Origin of the sequence: Aeromonas sp. FDAARGOS 1403, from assembly GCF_019047325.1 — a bacterium.
In the GTDB taxonomy this organism is placed as follows: Bacteria; Pseudomonadota; Gammaproteobacteria; order Enterobacterales; family Aeromonadaceae; genus Aeromonas; species Aeromonas dhakensis.
Genome location: NZ_CP077249.1, coordinates 2219932 through 2234534, shown reverse-complemented (window position 1 = coordinate 2234534; position 14603 = coordinate 2219932). Strand labels below are relative to the sequence as shown.

17 protein-coding genes and 1 pseudogene are annotated in these 14603 nt (G+C 55.0%); 7 read left to right on the top strand and 11 right to left on the bottom strand.

What is annotated here, in order from left to right:
• Positions 1–87: 87 nt before the first annotated feature.
• The 4 genes from aqpZ to I6L33_RS10645 form a co-directional block, all read right to left on the bottom strand.
• Positions 88–774, bottom strand: coding sequence for an aquaporin Z (gene aqpZ / locus I6L33_RS10660; RefSeq protein ID WP_005298650.1), 687 nt, complete (start codon positions 772–774; stop codon positions 88–90).
• A gap of 322 nt (positions 775–1096) precedes the next feature.
• A complete protein-coding gene (gene ruvC / locus I6L33_RS10655) occupies positions 1097–1618 on the bottom strand; it encodes a crossover junction endodeoxyribonuclease RuvC (protein ID WP_005298649.1) in 522 nt (173 codons plus the stop codon).
• A gap of 186 nt (positions 1619–1804) precedes the next feature.
• Positions 1805–2713, bottom strand: coding sequence for a Gfo/Idh/MocA family protein (locus tag I6L33_RS10650; protein ID WP_216974036.1), 909 nt, complete (start codon positions 2711–2713; stop codon positions 1805–1807).
• A 207-nt stretch (positions 2714–2920) separates the two neighbouring features.
• The gene (locus tag I6L33_RS10645) at positions 2921–3307 is read right to left on the bottom strand and encodes a hypothetical protein (RefSeq protein WP_005298645.1); all 387 of its coding nucleotides are present in this window, start codon (positions 3305–3307) and stop codon (positions 2921–2923) included.
• Positions 3308–3842: 535 nt separating this feature from the next.
• On the opposite strand from I6L33_RS10645, the gene I6L33_RS10640 reads away from it, so the two are divergent.
• Complete coding sequence (locus tag I6L33_RS10640) at positions 3843–4376, top strand: DinB family protein (RefSeq protein WP_216974035.1); 534 nt, start codon at positions 3843–3845, stop codon at positions 4374–4376.
• Positions 4373–4807 carry a hypothetical protein gene (locus I6L33_RS10635; protein ID WP_216974034.1) on the top strand — a complete coding sequence of 145 codons (435 nt, stop codon included), beginning with the start codon at positions 4373–4375 and terminating at the stop codon, positions 4805–4807. The genes I6L33_RS10640 and I6L33_RS10635 overlap by 4 nt, the downstream gene beginning before the upstream one ends.
• A gap of 55 nt (positions 4808–4862) precedes the next feature.
• Here I6L33_RS10635 and I6L33_RS10630 read toward each other — a convergent pair whose 3' ends face one another.
• Together I6L33_RS10630 and I6L33_RS10625 are read right to left on the bottom strand one after the other, a co-directional pair.
• Positions 4863–5345 carry a hypothetical protein gene (locus I6L33_RS10630; protein WP_216974033.1) on the bottom strand — a complete coding sequence of 161 codons (483 nt, stop codon included), beginning with the start codon at positions 5343–5345 and terminating at the stop codon, positions 4863–4865.
• Entirely contained in the window at positions 5342–5683 is a 342-nt protein-coding gene (locus I6L33_RS10625) for a DUF805 domain-containing protein (RefSeq protein ID WP_216974032.1), read from the bottom strand. Before I6L33_RS10625 ends, I6L33_RS10630 begins: the two co-directional genes overlap by 4 nt.
• A 191-nt stretch (positions 5684–5874) precedes the next feature.
• On the opposite strand from I6L33_RS10625, the gene I6L33_RS10620 reads away from it, so the two are divergent.
• Entirely contained in the window at positions 5875–6915 is a 1041-nt protein-coding gene (locus I6L33_RS10620; RefSeq protein WP_216974031.1) for an AraC family transcriptional regulator, read from the top strand.
• A 1-nt stretch (position 6916) separates the two neighbouring features.
• Here the strand turns inward: I6L33_RS10620 and I6L33_RS10615 are convergent, their stop codons facing one another.
• The gene (locus I6L33_RS10615; protein WP_216974030.1) at positions 6917–7144 is read right to left on the bottom strand and encodes a hypothetical protein; all 228 of its coding nucleotides are present in this window, start codon (positions 7142–7144) and stop codon (positions 6917–6919) included.
• Between the two features lie 426 nt (positions 7145–7570).
• Here I6L33_RS10615 and I6L33_RS10610 point away from each other — a divergent pair, with 426 nt between their 5' ends.
• From I6L33_RS10610 to I6L33_RS10600, 3 genes are all read left to right on the top strand, one after another.
• Positions 7571–7828: an AAA family ATPase gene (locus tag I6L33_RS10610; protein WP_216974029.1), complete on the top strand. Its 258-nt coding sequence runs from the start codon at positions 7571–7573 to the stop codon at positions 7826–7828.
• A gap of 98 nt (positions 7829–7926) precedes the next feature.
• Positions 7927–8823, top strand: a complete 897-nt coding sequence (locus tag I6L33_RS10605; RefSeq protein ID WP_216974028.1) for an AAA family ATPase — start codon at positions 7927–7929, stop codon at positions 8821–8823.
• Positions 8816–9550, top strand: a complete 735-nt coding sequence (locus I6L33_RS10600; RefSeq protein WP_216974027.1) for a hypothetical protein — start codon at positions 8816–8818, stop codon at positions 9548–9550. Before I6L33_RS10605 ends, I6L33_RS10600 begins: the two co-directional genes overlap by 8 nt.
• Before the next feature lie 56 nt (positions 9551–9606).
• On the opposite strand, the pseudogene I6L33_RS10595 reads toward I6L33_RS10600, so the two are convergent.
• Positions 9607–9972, bottom strand: a pseudogene (locus I6L33_RS10595) (YgiQ family radical SAM protein); the annotation flags it as partial.
• A gap of 473 nt (positions 9973–10445) precedes the next feature.
• On the opposite strand from I6L33_RS10595, the gene I6L33_RS10590 reads away from it, so the two are divergent.
• Entirely contained in the window at positions 10446–11528 is a 1083-nt protein-coding gene (locus tag I6L33_RS10590) for a cupin domain-containing protein (RefSeq protein WP_302054598.1), read from the top strand.
• Positions 11529–11561: 33 nt separating this feature from the next.
• Here I6L33_RS10590 and I6L33_RS10585 read toward each other — a convergent pair whose 3' ends face one another.
• The 3 genes from I6L33_RS10585 to I6L33_RS10575 all read right to left on the bottom strand — a co-directional run bounded on the left by I6L33_RS10585 (position 11562) and on the right by I6L33_RS10575 (position 14563).
• Positions 11562–13031: an aldehyde dehydrogenase gene (locus I6L33_RS10585; protein WP_216974026.1), complete on the bottom strand. Its 1470-nt coding sequence runs from the start codon at positions 13029–13031 to the stop codon at positions 11562–11564.
• Between the two features lie 22 nt (positions 13032–13053).
• Entirely contained in the window at positions 13054–13803 is a 750-nt protein-coding gene (locus I6L33_RS10580; protein ID WP_099358625.1) for an SDR family NAD(P)-dependent oxidoreductase, read from the bottom strand.
• A 127-nt stretch (positions 13804–13930) separates the two neighbouring features.
• Positions 13931–14563, bottom strand: coding sequence for a LysE family translocator (locus I6L33_RS10575; RefSeq protein ID WP_216974025.1), 633 nt, complete (start codon positions 14561–14563; stop codon positions 13931–13933).
• Positions 14564–14603: the final 40 nt, after the last annotated feature.

The following is a 14603-nucleotide window of genomic DNA, read 5'->3' as shown; positions in this document are numbered from 1 at the left end:
GGCCCTTGCGGCCCGTCTTCGTACCCGCCAGAAACGAAAAAACACGCCCGGGGGCGTGTCGATACCACACTTTGTTGCCCTGACGGATCAGGCTTTGGTCGCGATCGCGCGATAGGCCAATGCACCCAGAATGGCACCGACGATGGGAGCAACCCAGAACAGCCACAGCTGGCTCAGTGCCCAGTCCCCCACGAAGAAGGCCACGCCCGTGCTGCGCGCAGGGTTGACCGAGGTGTTGGTCACCGGAATGCTGATGAGGTGAATGAGGGTCAGGCACAGGCCGATGGCGATGGGGGCAAACCCGGCCGGGGCCCGGCTGTCGGTGGCGCCCATGATGACGAACAGGAAGAAACCTGTCATCACCACTTCGCACACCAGCGCCGCCAGCATGCTGTAGCCGCCCGGAGAGTGCTCGCCATAGCCGTTGGAGGCAAAGCCCGCCGCCAGATCAAAACCGGCCTGACCGCTGGCAATCACATAGAGCACAGCCGCAGCTGCAATCCCGCCCAGCACCTGAGCGACCATGTAGGGCAGCACGCCGGAGGCCGGAAAACGACCGCCGGCCCAGAGACCCACGGTCACGGCCGGGTTCAGGTGACAGCCCGAGATATGGCCGATGGCGTAAGCCATGGTCAGCACGGTCAGACCGAAGGCCAGCGCCACGCCGAGCAGGCCGATGCCAACGTTCGGAAAGGCGGCGGCCAGCACGGCGCTGCCGCAGCCCCCCAGCACCAGCCAGAAGGTGCCCATGAATTCAGCTGCAAAAGGTTTCACTTCTCGACTCTCCCAATGATGGATGAAGCGGGAGCCCAGGGCTCACCGGGCCGCACCACGCGGCCGGCGCATATTATGGGAGTCAGGATCGGGCATGCGAAAGGAGGGGGGAATGGCCATAAAACGTGACATGCATCACAAGCCGTTGATTAACTGAGAGGATTGTCGTTAGCGACCGATCAGGCAGCCCTTCTCGGTGGAGAGGAGGTGCGACAGAAAGTGACCCTTTTGAGGCTTCTGCCGACAGTCGCCGCTGCCAGAGGTGGCAACCGGTGCATGCCCGGTTGCCCGATAGCGCCGCTATCACAGCGGCATGCGCGGCTCAGCGGTAGCGACCGCGCACCGATCCCGTGCTGCGTCCGGCCATCTTGATCAGGATCTGGCGGGTATGGAAGTGGCAGAGCGCCACCCCGAGGGCATCCGCCGCATCCGCCTGGGGGGTGGCCGAAAGCTTGAGCAGGTGGGTCACCATATGCTGCACCTGCTCCTTGGCGGCGCCGCCGGTGCCCACCACCGCCTGCTTGATCTGGGTGGCCGAGTATTCGCTCACCGGCAGCAGGGCATTGACCGCCGCCACGATGGCGCTGCCGCGAGCCTGACCCAGCTTCAAAGCGGAATCGGCATTACGGGCCATAAAAACCCGCTCGATGGCGAACTCGTCCGGCTTGAACTGGGTGATGATCTCGCTCACCCCGTCATAGACCTGCTTGAGGCGCGACGGCAGCTCCCCCAGGTCGGTGCGGATGCAGCCCGAGCCCAGGTACTCCGCCTTGCCCGCCACGATGCGAATGACCCCGTAACCGGTGATGCGTGAACCCGGATCTATCCCCAAAATAATGCTCATAGACTCGCTGCTGATCTGAAGGCCGTTTCTGCTCGCCAAGATAGCAAACAAGCCAGCGCTTGGCTCGCCCGGCAAGCGCCCTCCCCTGCCGACTGCGCAGGGATGCGCCATCTCATACAGTGGTCCGGCGATTTTTTCGCCCGCCGCCCCGCCGATGGCCCTGGCAAACCGGCGCGGCGATCACCTTCACTCCCCCACCAGGGTGACCAGTTGCTCCGCCAGCCGGTGGCCGTGCAGGTAACTCTCAATCAGCGCCCCGTCGGCCCGTCCCGCCTCAATCTGCTGATACCAGTGAGCCAGCATGGCGACAAAACCCCGTTGGGTAAGCACCGGCTGCCAGTCGTCGGGGGCCAGGGTCAGCACGCTCTTGTCTCGGGCCATCGTGCCCCGGGTGCAGTTCTCGATATGCAGGGAGAGGTTGTCGCCATAGGCGTCGATACGCTCCTCGGTAATGCCAGCGCTGCGATTCATGCTGCCGCTCACCGCCACCTGCCCGCTCTGCCAGGCCACGCTCACCCCGGCCAGCAGCGCCGGCTGGCGGGTACAGCGTCGCAGCACCGCATGCAGATCCCTATCAGGTGTGCCACCGTAGTAGCAGAGGCTGTCGAGCACATGGATAAAGTCGTCGAACAGAAATGTGCGCGGGGCCCCCGCCAGGGCATGGCGGTGCTTTTGCCAGTTGAGTTCGGTGAGCGGCTGGCCGCGGGCTTCACTCATGGCGGGCAGATAGCGGCGGTTGAAGCCGACAAACAACGGGCTGTTTTTGGCGATGGCGATATTGGCGAGGCTCTCTACCCCGGCAAACGTGTCGCATAGCGGCTTGTCGACAAAGGTGGGGATGCAGGCGCGCAGGCATTGGGTAGCCAGCTCAAGGTGCACCGCGGTGGCGGCGTGGATCATCACCGCATCCGGGCGGCTTGCCAGCAGGTCAGCGACTTCGGTGAAGCGCTCGGCGATACGGTACTGGCGGGCCAGCTTAGCCAATACCGCTGGATTGCGGGTACAGAGCAGCGGGGTGACTCGCTCGTCACTGGCCAGCAGCGGCAGATAGGCTTTCTGGGCGATATCACCAAGACCTACGAGGGCAATGCGCATGACAACTCCTTGTTTTATCAGGCACGCGTGGGCAGGGTCAGCGCTGGCGAGCGCCTGCGCCAACCGGTCAATGCAAACTGGCGGACAGAGTAGCACTCCCCTCCTCTCCCCTCCATCGGCGGCGCCAAAAGCAGCAGGGGCGACCCGCCGGTCGCCCCTGTTTCTGCATCTGTTGCTTGCATTACACGCCGAATCGGCCTGCGAGGATCAGCCCCGTGACAGCCCTTTGAGGGACTGGCAGTCGTAGTAGGTGACCCGCGGCTTGTCGTTGTAGTTAAGGTCGATCACCCCGAACAGCATTTTACGGGCGGGAATATAGACGTGGACATAGTTGGCCTGCTTCTCGTCGGCCACCTTGACGCTCTCCTGGTTGTTGTTCAGATAGGAGTTGAGCAGTCCTGCGCTGCTATAGCGCTCCAGCAGGTTCATCGGGAGCTCTTCGTTGTGCTTGAGGGTGCACAAGTTCTCCGGTTTGGGCGGGAACTGACCCACCACCACTTTGCGCCCTTGCGGGCTGGTCTTGTCAACAGAGGTCATGCTGCCGGCACAGGCCGTCAGCGCCAGCGCGGGCAACAACAGAAACAGTTTTTTCATGGGGTCTGAACTCACAGATGGCGGGCCATCCCGGCCCGGTTTTGCCGCGGTATTGACCGCGACGCTCGCCGCCGCCATCACCGCTGTCGCTTTTTTGATATCTCTCGCCGAGCAGGCTCGTGTCGCGAGTGGCGCGCATCTTCACACCCGGCCCCTCGTTATTCAATCACTATTCAATCAACAGGGCGGGAAGAGTGTAACCAGATATTTCAGGGCATCTGGCCGCCCTTTTGCCACCTCTCTCTGCCCTGCAAACCTGGCGGCGGCACTGGCTTCGGGCGAGTGTCTCTGGCTCCCCCAGCCTTCAGCGACGCCCGGGATGACGGCCTTATGGTCAGTCCTATGTAACTGATTGATCACCTTATGACCAGCCAGAGCGAGAGCGGATCATAGGCTGGCAGGCCCATGGAGCCCGGCTGACCGCGTACTGGCAGCAACCGGCCTGCTGTCGATACCGCTGCAGAACAGGTTTCATATCGGTCTCTACTTGGCTACCATGCCCACCTTTCAAGGAGCAGATGAGGGCAAGGAACCGATGAACAACGAGACGCTGCAATCCCTTTTTCATTACAAGCGCTGGGCCGATGACGAACTGCTGGCGACCCTCGCTACCCTGGATGCCGCGCAATATGGCGAGGCTCACCACACGGCCCTGCGCATCTTCAACCATATCCATGTGGTCGATACCATCTTCAAAGCCAACCTGCTGGGGGAACGGCACGGTTTTACCGCCACCAATACCCCCGAGACGCCGACCCAGGCAACGCTGCACGGCGCGGTCACGGCACTGGATAACTGGCTGGTGGAGTATGTGGCGACCCTGAGCCCGCAGGCGTGCAACACCCAGATCCGGTTTCAGTTTACGGATGGCGACCAGGGGCAGATGAGCCGCGCCGAGATGCTGCTGCACCTGGTCACCCACGGCGGCTATCACAGGGGGGCGATCGGGCGGATCCTGGTGCAGTGCGGCATCACGCCGCCGCGCGATACCCTGACCACCTTTTTGCATCGCAGCGAACCCAGGCGGCGAGGTGATGCTGCCCTTGCACATGGCGAGGATTGTCCATGATGCCCGCCTGTCTGCGGCTCACACCGCTGCTGCTGCTCGGGCTGCTAAGCGGCTGCGCCGCCGCCCTCGATCACTACTCGGGGCGCTTTCGCAATACCCTGGTGTCGGGGGAGACCCGAACGACCATTCGCGCCGAACTGGGCGAGCCCCAGCTCTGCCAGCAGGCCACCTTTCTGACCGAGGATAAGGTGCAGGGCTGCGATCGCTTTACCGTGCTCGGCAAGATCCACAAGCGCGGTGACGGCAATGGCCAGGCCACGGCGAGCGCCGTGACAATGGGGCTGGGGGAGCTGATCCTGGTGCCCATGACGGTGGCCAGCGTGGCGGCGGACTACACCGAGCGTCACACCATTACCGTCTATTACGATCGGGACGATCACTATCTGTTTCACACCCTGCTCAATGCCAAGGGGCAGGAGGTGTGGCAGTAAGTGCACCGGCCAGTGGAACTTCCCTGGCCGGCGCATCCTCCCGACGAGGGAGGCCTTATTGACAGCGCAGCACCGGTTTGTCTTCCAGCAGCCAGGCTATCCAGCGCCGCCGCGAGTTAAGCACAAACCCTTCGTCGGCCGCGATCCCGCTGACGATATAGCCGTCGGTCGCCGGGTCAGCGGCCTCGCGGGAGAAGGTGAAGTCGCTGCTGTTCACCCGCTCACCCTTGCTGAGCGCCGCATCGAGCCGCGGCGTCATGACGATGATGGCCAGCCCCGCGGCGGAGTCGATGCCAAGGCCGCTGCTCGCCACCTTGCCGACCGCCACCGGCACCCGGATGGCGCAGTGACGCCCCTCGGCATCCGTGGTGGTATAGGTTCCCTCCCCCACCCGCCCTTGCATCCACAGCAGCTCGCCACGGGTCAGGCTGTCGACCTGCAGCAGGCCCAGTGCCCCCTTGGGAAAATCGTGGGGATTGTCGACGGCAGCCACCGCCAGCGAGCAGCACAGCATAAACAACCAGAGTGCGTGTCTCATGCCGATGCCTCCTTGCCAACATGGGTTGCCCCGCTTTGCTGCGCCAACAAATAGATCAGCAGCAAGGGCCCCACGGCCGGCACCAGAAAGACCCAGCCCCACCAACCGGAGCGGCCGGTGTCATGCAAGCGACGCACGATAAGCGCAATCAGGGGCACGCTGCTCACCAGGCCGTAGCCCAGATCCAGCCAGCCCAGATTGGCAAACAGCACGTCCAGCCAGATGCAGATCAGAGTGACCAGCAGATGGCCCAACATGAACCACCCACATTCAGCCCGGGTGGCACGACCCGAAAAATCCAGGGCGCGTTGCCACCCCAGCCAATAGAAAGAGAACATGGATACCTGCCTGTTATGGTGATTGGGAGCCCTTATCATGGGGAGCAAAGCCCCTCCAGGCGTCCTCAAACCGGTTTCAGGTCGTCCTCGAACCGCGCCTGCACCATCATGGGCTTCATTCGCCTGACCCAAGTCGTTATGCTGGCATGCCGCCGCCGGTCAACGGCCTCTCTTTGCACACGGGATACATGATGCTGGCCATACCCATACCCTTTATCGTCTCCTTGCTGCTGGCTCTGCTGGCCGCCGTCTTGCTGGCGCGCCTTGGCCGGGCGGCCAGAACGACCGCCCTCTTTCTGCTGCTGTGCGCCATCACCACCGGCGTGGTGGGGCTGCGCTGGACCTTCGATCTGGCGCTGCTCAGTCTCGCGCAGCCGATCCTCGCCTCACTTATTCCGGTGGCCGCCTGGCATATCTTCAGCCGAGCCAAGGCGCCAGGGGCCCGCATCTCCTGGCTGCACGGCGTCGGCCCCGCGCTGGTTGCCCTCGGCACGCTGACCCACAACTGGTTGCCACTGCCGCTGGATGGCCTGCTGACCGCCATCTATCTCTGCTACGGCATCGCGCTGATGCGCTTTTCCGATAAGACCCAGCTGCTGCTTTATGTCTCGTTCAATAAGTGGGAGGGGGTCAGACGGGCGGAACATATCGCAGGCTGGATGCTGCTGTTTTCGGCGGCCATCGATGCCGCCGTCTCCCTCGACTTCGCCTTCAACCAAGGCCAGCTGGCGCCTTATATCCTGTCGCTGGGTCACCTGATGCTGGTGCCCATGCTGGCGGCGGCCGTGGTGATGGTGGGGGTCAATACTGCTGACGCAGAAGAGGAGGAGATGCCAGCCTCCGTTCCCGAGCCCGCTGAGAAAGCGCCGCTGCTGAGCGAAGATCGTGCCCGGGAGATAGTGGCCCTGCTGGATAACCTGATGAAAGAGAAAGCCTGCTATCTGGATCCTGAGCTGACCCTGGCCCGTCTCTCACGCAAACTGGGCATTCCCGCCAAGCAGATCTCCAGTGCCGTCAATCTGGTGCGCCAGCAGAGCATCCCCAGGGTCATCAACGAATATCGGATTGCCCATGCCAGGCAGGCTCTGCTTAACACAGATGAGAGCATCACCCAGATTTTGATGAACGCAGGTTTTCAGACCAAATCCAATTTCAATCGCGAATTTCAGCGCATCACCGGCCTGACTCCCAGCCAGTTCAGAGCAACGCGAGATCTGTCGGCCGCCTCCTGAATCAGTCGCCGGCTCTCGCTTGCTCCCGGCGATCCAGCCACTTGCCTATCCTGGCCCCCAGCTCGGAGCAGAGCAGCGCCGTCACGGCGGCCCAGAGCATCTGGTTGCCATCAAAGCCCGCCTGCTTTTCAAACAAGAAAGGCACCAGCAGATTGAAACCGATGATCCCGAGCAGCAGCCCAAGGCCGCTGCCTACCTTCTCCCTGCGGGATCGCGTTTTTATTGCCATCTGATTGCTCCTGTTGGAGTGAGATAAAGGGGCACGGATCGCTCCTGCCAAAACATTCCCGGCAAGATAACAAAGCCTCCCCCGATAGGGACAGCCATCTTTTTGGGGGATGAAAATAGCCACATATGCCCTTCCAAATCCATTTGCTGATCCAGTTCAAAAAACGATGAGATTCTGATGGTTACAGCCTTTTAAGGCTCGCTCAGACAGTTTCGTTTGGCTTACCATAGCCATCCAGAACCTGTTGAGCTGCGATGAGTTGCTGCCAGCGCGGGTCAGGGGAGCATATTGGAAGCTGTAATCCACGGGCGGTAGCGTGGGATTCGGAGGCGTTATGCCTTGCTCATAAAGGTGGGGGTCCCAGATTTTTTCCAAGTTTATCCGTAATCTTTTACATTTAGTAAATTAGGCAAATGGAGTAATAAATTGACTTCAAGTTACATAGAAAAAGTTCATCTGAAAAAATTTCGTCAATTTTCTCTTTTAGATGTTGAATTTAACAAAGGATTTAATTTTATTGCTGGACCAAATGGTTGTGGAAAAACATCTATTCTTGCCGGGATATCTCACTGTTTGAACAGTGATTCATTTAAATATTCCAGATTTCAAGAGAACGCTGAATTCTGGGTTGACATTACTCACTTGGGACAGAAAAAAGAATCGGTCTTGGGGAAAACTCCATAAATAGCGAAGGATATAGACAGCAGGCGATAAATTCATGGAATTTTCCGGAAGAAGAAAAGGGGCGAGAATCTATTGTAATATACCAGTCCAAAGATAAATTGAAGGGTTTTTGTCCATTATTTATTGGGGCAGAGCGTAGCATTAAATATAAACAAATAAATGGAATGACTCGTGAACAAAACACCGACCAACAAATTCAAGAATATAAATCTAACAATACAAACTCTCTCTATGGCGAGCAAAGCTCTAATATTAAGCAGTGGTTTGTAAATCGATATTTCATGATAGATAAAGAATGGGCAAAAGAGGAAAGAGAAAATTGGTTCAGACTGATTAAAAACCTTCCTTTATTAGCACCATTCAATAGTAACTTCTCATATGTTCGCACCGGAAAAGATCTTGAGCCAATTTTTTCAATATATGGTGAAGAATGTTACATGGAAGAACTATCCGCAGGATTCCAAGCTGTACTGTCAATAATCGCACGTATATTTGAATGGATTGAAGGAACAAGAAATGAAGGTGATAGATTAGCCCAAAATGCCACAGGCTCTGTTTTGATAGATGAGCTTGATTTACACTTACATCCTGAATGGCAATTTACATTGCGCGAAGGCTTAGGTAGTTTATTTCCCAATATTCAGTTTATAGTAACAACTCACTCCCCACACTTACTTTCATCAGCTAAAGAGAACGAAGTTATTATAATGGGGAGAAAATCGACACAGAATGAATACATTCTTAGACCAACACCTAAAAAATTCTCAGGATGGAATACAGACCAAATACTTTCTGAAGTAATGGGGGTAATTAGTTTAGATAATAAAGACTATGAAAAGCTTATTTCCGAAGCTTTTGATAAAGTTGAAGAGCGTTCGATCGATGGATTAAAAACTGCAATTAACAAGTTATCTGAAATCGCTCACCCTAGTGATTCAATATTAACAATATTAAATGCAAAATATGCTTCAATGGTTGCATTATCAGATGATTAAACTAAATAGAAAACCTAAACCAAAAATACTAATGCAAAATGAAAAGACATGGTCGTCAAATTTAATGGCAGCTATTGCTTCTCATGGTGGCTACTCTAAAATCCCAAAAGAAAAAAAAGAACCATTAATAAATCACTACAAACACAAAGATATTAAGAGCAATCTATTTGAAAGTTCACGTCAAAAATGTGCATTTTGTGAGACAAAACCAGGAGAAAGTGGAAATATTGAGGTGGAACATTTCGCACCTAAAGCCATTTATCCTGATTTAACTTTTGAATGGAGTAATTTTTTACCCTGCTGTCGAAAATGTAATGGTTCGAAACTAGATCATGATACCGTTCAAGAACCTATAATTAACCCTTACGATGTAGACCCAGAAGATTTTTTTGATTATCAGGATATACGGATTACGGCTAAAAACAACAATGCCATAGGTAAATTAACCATAGACACATGTGGATTAAACTCTGTAAGGTTAATGGAACCGAGAGCAAAAATATTAATCAGTCTAAATAGTTACAGCCAATCATTAGAAGATGCTATTACTAATTATCAAAATGCAGACACAGCAGCAAAGAAAACCATTAGAAAAAGGAAAATAGCAGAATCTTTAGAAATAATAGAGAAGTTCACACAACCAACCGAGGTATTCTCTGGTTATTGTAAGTTTTATTTGAAAACATGTGAGCCATTTAATATGGCGAAGAAAATAATTGAAGAATAAAAAAGACTACCATCCGGTCGCCTTTTTATTTCTATCGCTTTGCTAATCAGCAAATATCACCGCGCCGGTCGCTTGGCACCATTGCCTTTGGCCGCAGGCTTGCCGCCTTGAGTGGCGGGTTTGGCGCCCGGCTTGGCAGAGCCGGCGCGGGTCGGCGCCTTGCCCTTGTGAGCCGGTTTGCTCTTACCAGCACTCTGGCCTGCACCTTGTGCGGCGGGTTTGCCGTTCCCTTTACCCAACTTGAGCTCGGAGCCCACCGGTTTGCCATTGCCCGCCTTGCCGCCATTTCTGCTGGCCGCCGGGGCATTGGCTGCACCGGCCTCGCTGCGAGCGCCCTTGTTACCCACCCCGTTGCTGCGCTGACGGGTGATGGCACTGTGACGGGTCAACGCGGGCTTGAGGCCCTTGCTGCAGCTGCGTTCGACTTTGTGAGCTCTTGCAGTGGAGCTTCTACATGTCGCGGTGGTGTTACCCAGATCAGAGATGACACCGGTAGATCCCGGCATCTTGTCGCGGATCTCTTCAATCTCGTTGAAAATTGACTCTTCCGAGCGGCTCTGGATGATGCGCCCTCGAGTTCAGTAAAATGATGAATGTTCCAGATTTTATTCCAGAGCACTTCCATGCAAAGTGGCATGATATTTACCAAAAAAATTACGTTTAACAAACTGATTCAGAGAACCCGTATGTAACATCTTTTCCACCAAGATCAGCTACTGCTCACTCTTGGCTGAATTTCATGACAACGCCATCAACTCCGTCTGAGAGAAATACATTCTCCACATAAAGAAGTTCCCCTTTCTTTCTCACGTTATGGTCATTCGGCCGGGATGGAAGGATCATCTGTACACCTGCTGACGTCTCATCCATAATACTTTCACCTCGGCTGGGGGAAATGCGCAAGCATATCCAGATAGCAATAAACCTATACAGTAAATGCATCAGGCAAGCAGGCAAGCAGGCAAGCAGGCAAGCAGGCAAGCAGGCAAGCAGGCAAGCAGGCAAGCAGGCAAGCAGGCAAGCAGGCAAGCAGGCAAGCAGGCAAGCAGGCAAGCAGGTAATAATGGACCCGTTATCCGACATCGTTTCAAGATTAAAAATAAGCAGCCAGAAAATCGTCACGTTTGACATGGCCGCAGATACCAATGCACAATTTCCAGATTACTCTGGGATGAAAATATATATCGCCAAGAGCGGATCTTTTTTCATCAAAATGGCTGGTAGTGAAAACAGTCATGCCATTGAGAAAGGGGATATATTGATATTATCAAGCGGCCGAGAATTCAGCATCTTTGATAACCCCAACGCCCCCACTATCGATATAAGAAAAATTCACGTAATGAAAGACAGATCTTCCTGCTTCAGCAACGGTGGGTGCGATTTTTCATTTGTGGGTTGCCGCTTCGAATTTCAGTTCAACGATACCTTCCGCTTTATCAGCAGTTTGCCAGACCCCATCGTGATCAAAACGCAGCGGGAGGAAAATGCCGGCATAAAGGACTTCTTGAACAACCTCTCATCAGAGATCGAAAAGCCCGGCCCGGGCAGTGCGCTCATCACCGAGCATCTCCTGCAGATCATTTTGACCCAGGCACTACGCGTGCTGCTCTCTTCCGGCGCACTTGGCCACGGCGAAGGCTGGTTTTACGCCATGGCGGACAAACATATCAGCCTGGCGCTGACCAGCATACACGATCAGCCTGGCAGGAGATGGCGCCTGGACGAACTCGCCAGCATTGCCGGCATGTCACGCACCGCCTTTACCAGCAAGTTCAGAAAGCTGGCCGGCTACAGCGTCAGCGAATACATCCGCATCTGGCGTTTTAGCCTGGCCATCGAGCGCATGGTCGCCAATAAAGAAAAAATATCCCAGATCGCCTTTGACCTGGGATATGAATCGGAAAGTGCCTTCAGCACCGCGTTCAAGAAATGCATGGGTACTTCGCCAAAACGTTATATCGGCAACCATACCTCCTGACGCGACCCAAAGAGGCACGTCCCTGTGCCCGTATTATCCTTGCTCTGCAAACCAGGCTGCGGGCAGCTCCGTTTGCAGCGTGATGGTTTTTATTTGCGTGTAGGCATTGAGCGTTTCTTTGCAAAATTCGCGGCCAATCCCGCTGTTCTTGTAACCGCCAAACGCTGTGCCATCGCTAATGTTCGAGTAGCGGTTAATCCATACGGATCCAGCCTCCAGCCTGTCTGCGGTCTCCATGGCGTTTTTCAGACTGTGAGTGTAGATCCCCGACGCCAGACCATATTCACTGTCGTTCGCCTGGGTGATCATCTCGTCGTAGTCTGACCATTTGATCAGCGTCAACACCGGCCCGAAGATCTCTTCCTGACAAATGCGCATGTCATTTTTCGCGGCGAAAATCGTCGGCTCAATGAAGTAGCCGCGCTCGCAGCCGGTGACCACACGACGTTTGCCGCCAGTAAGCAGGGTTGCCCCCTCTTCAAGACCGGTTTGTATATAAGCCAGCACCCGCTCGCCCTGCTTTTCAGAAACCAGACAGCTGATCCGGGACTGTTCGGCCAGCGGTGAACCGATGCGCACCCGTTCAAAAGATGCCACCAACTTGGTGCTGAAACGGTCGTAAATATCCGCGTGGACAAACAGCCGGGTACCCGCCAGGCAAGACTGGCCGTTATTGTGAATGGCGGCAAACGTCACGTTATCCACCACTGCATCCATGTCTTCGATATCCGGGAACACAATGTTGGGGCTCTTGCCACCCAGCTCCAGCGTGACGGGCACCAGCCGCTCCGCTGCGGCCTTTGCAACAAGCTTGCCCACCTCCGTGCTGCCGGTAAACGAGAGTTTGCGCACCTTCCGGTTGCCGGTGAGCGCCGCCCCTGCCACGTGCCCCAGACCGGTAATGATGTTGACGACACCGGCAGGGAAAATGTTGGCGATCATCTTGCCCAGCTCCAGCGTAGAGAGAGAGGCGTTTTCATCGGCCTTCAGTACCACTGTGTTACCGGTCACCAGTGCCGGAGCCAACTTGAATGCCGCCATGATCGCCGGCGCATTCCAGGGGATAATCTGCCCGCAGACGCCAAGCGGTTCGCGTTTAGCCAGACTGTAGCCGTCCGCGATGCTTCTGCCGCTGTCTTCGTGGCCCATGACTACCGCGGCGAAATAGCGATAATGTCTGACCGCTGTTTGATAATCACGACGTACTTCGCTGATGCAGCGACCCACATCCAGCGCATCGATTTGCGCCATTCTTTCCAGGTCGTTTTCCAACACATCCGCCAGTTGCAGCACCAGTCTCGCACGGACCTGTTGCCCTAACGCTTTCCAGGCGGGAAAAGCCGCTTCCGCTGCCAGGACGGCACGCTCGACATCCCGTTCATTGCAGTAGTGCAACTCTGCCAGGATCTCCCCGGTCGAGGGGGAAGTGACAGGATGAATATCTACGCCATCCAGCTCGAATACGCCGTTAATCAGTGGCCCGTAGGCTTTATCTAAAGTCATCTCTGCTCCATTCATTGCAAAATTAATGTAAACCGCCGCCGACGATCAGACTCTCGCCGGTCACCCAGCTCGCCTCATCCGAGGCGAGATAAGCGACTGCCGGTGCAATATCTTCCGGTGTGCCGATGCGTCCTAGCGGGGTAATGGATTCAATATGTGTCTTAAAAGCGGCGTCGAAAAAACCGCTTTCATGCACGCCTTCCGTGATAACCAAGCCCGGGTTGACGGCATTGACCCGGATCTTGCGTCCACCAAGCTCATTGGCCAGCGTCTTGGTGATCGCATCCACGGCGGCCTTTGACGCGGTATAAACCAGTGAATTGGCCGGCGTAAAAGAGGTCACGCTGGAACTGATATTGACGATGCTGCCGCCCGATTCAGGCATGGCGGCGACCGCCGCCTTGCAGCAATAGATCAGCCCTTTGACATTTATATTGAAGTGCCTTTCATATTCAGCGTCGCTGAATGCTGCCAGGTTATTGGTTGCATAGACCCCGGCGTTATTGACCAGAACGTCTATTCGTCCGTACAACTTGACGATATTTTGAATCAGCTCATTTACTTCGGTTTCAATGCCAACATTGGCTTGCAGCGGAAAAGCGACGCCCCCCTGCTCGTTTATTTCTTTCACCAGCCGATTGGCATCCTCACGCCCACGGGAATAGTTAATGAACACCACGGCCCCCTCCGCTGCCAGACGTCTGGCAATGGCTGCGCCAATCCCTTTTGAACTGCCCGTCACCAGAGCAACTTTATCTTCAAAAAGTTTCATTAGTCATTCTCCTCAGTGTCAGTGAAACACAGCAGGAGATTACGGGTATTTCTCACCGCACTGCATAGCGGTGCGGACATAAAACTTTATCGATCGAACAACCTTGCCAGAAAATTAACTGAAGACATTAGAGTAAGCGCGCAGCCAAAATGGCACAGGCCAAGCAAAAAATTATGGCCCCAAAACATCTGTTAATATAAATTCCGATGCTCGGATGTTGCTTTATACTCAATGCTATTTTCCCGGCCAGAAAGACCAAGGGCACTTCAATAAGAAACATAATGGCGATGAGTGCCATGCCTAATATCAACATCTGTATGCCCGGACTGCCCGCCTCCACCCGAATAAATTGAGGAATAAAGGCCAGCATAAAAATAATGGCCTTCGGATTAAGCAGGTTAGTCAGCAATCCTTGCGAATAAAGTCTTTTTCGACTTTTCCACTCTCGATGGTTGTCCAGGCCAATCACACTTGCCTGGGTCAAAATACCAAACCCTACCCACATGATGTACAAGGCACCACCGATGACAAACAACTCATAGAGTAGCGGTGAAGAGGCGATCAATGCCGTCACACCGGCAATCGCAAGACCGATATGGCATATCACCCCGGTGACAGCCCCCAATACGGTGATCAGCCCCGCTTTCGTTCCCTGGCTGACGGCATTGGACAATGCGCAAAGCATATCGGCACCGGGGATTAACGTTAATACGGCGGCCGAAAGGGCAAATAAACCCAGCGTGGATAATTCGATGACCATGGTTTTCTCGCTTCGTTAAAAAGGCGCATTATCGGCCTCT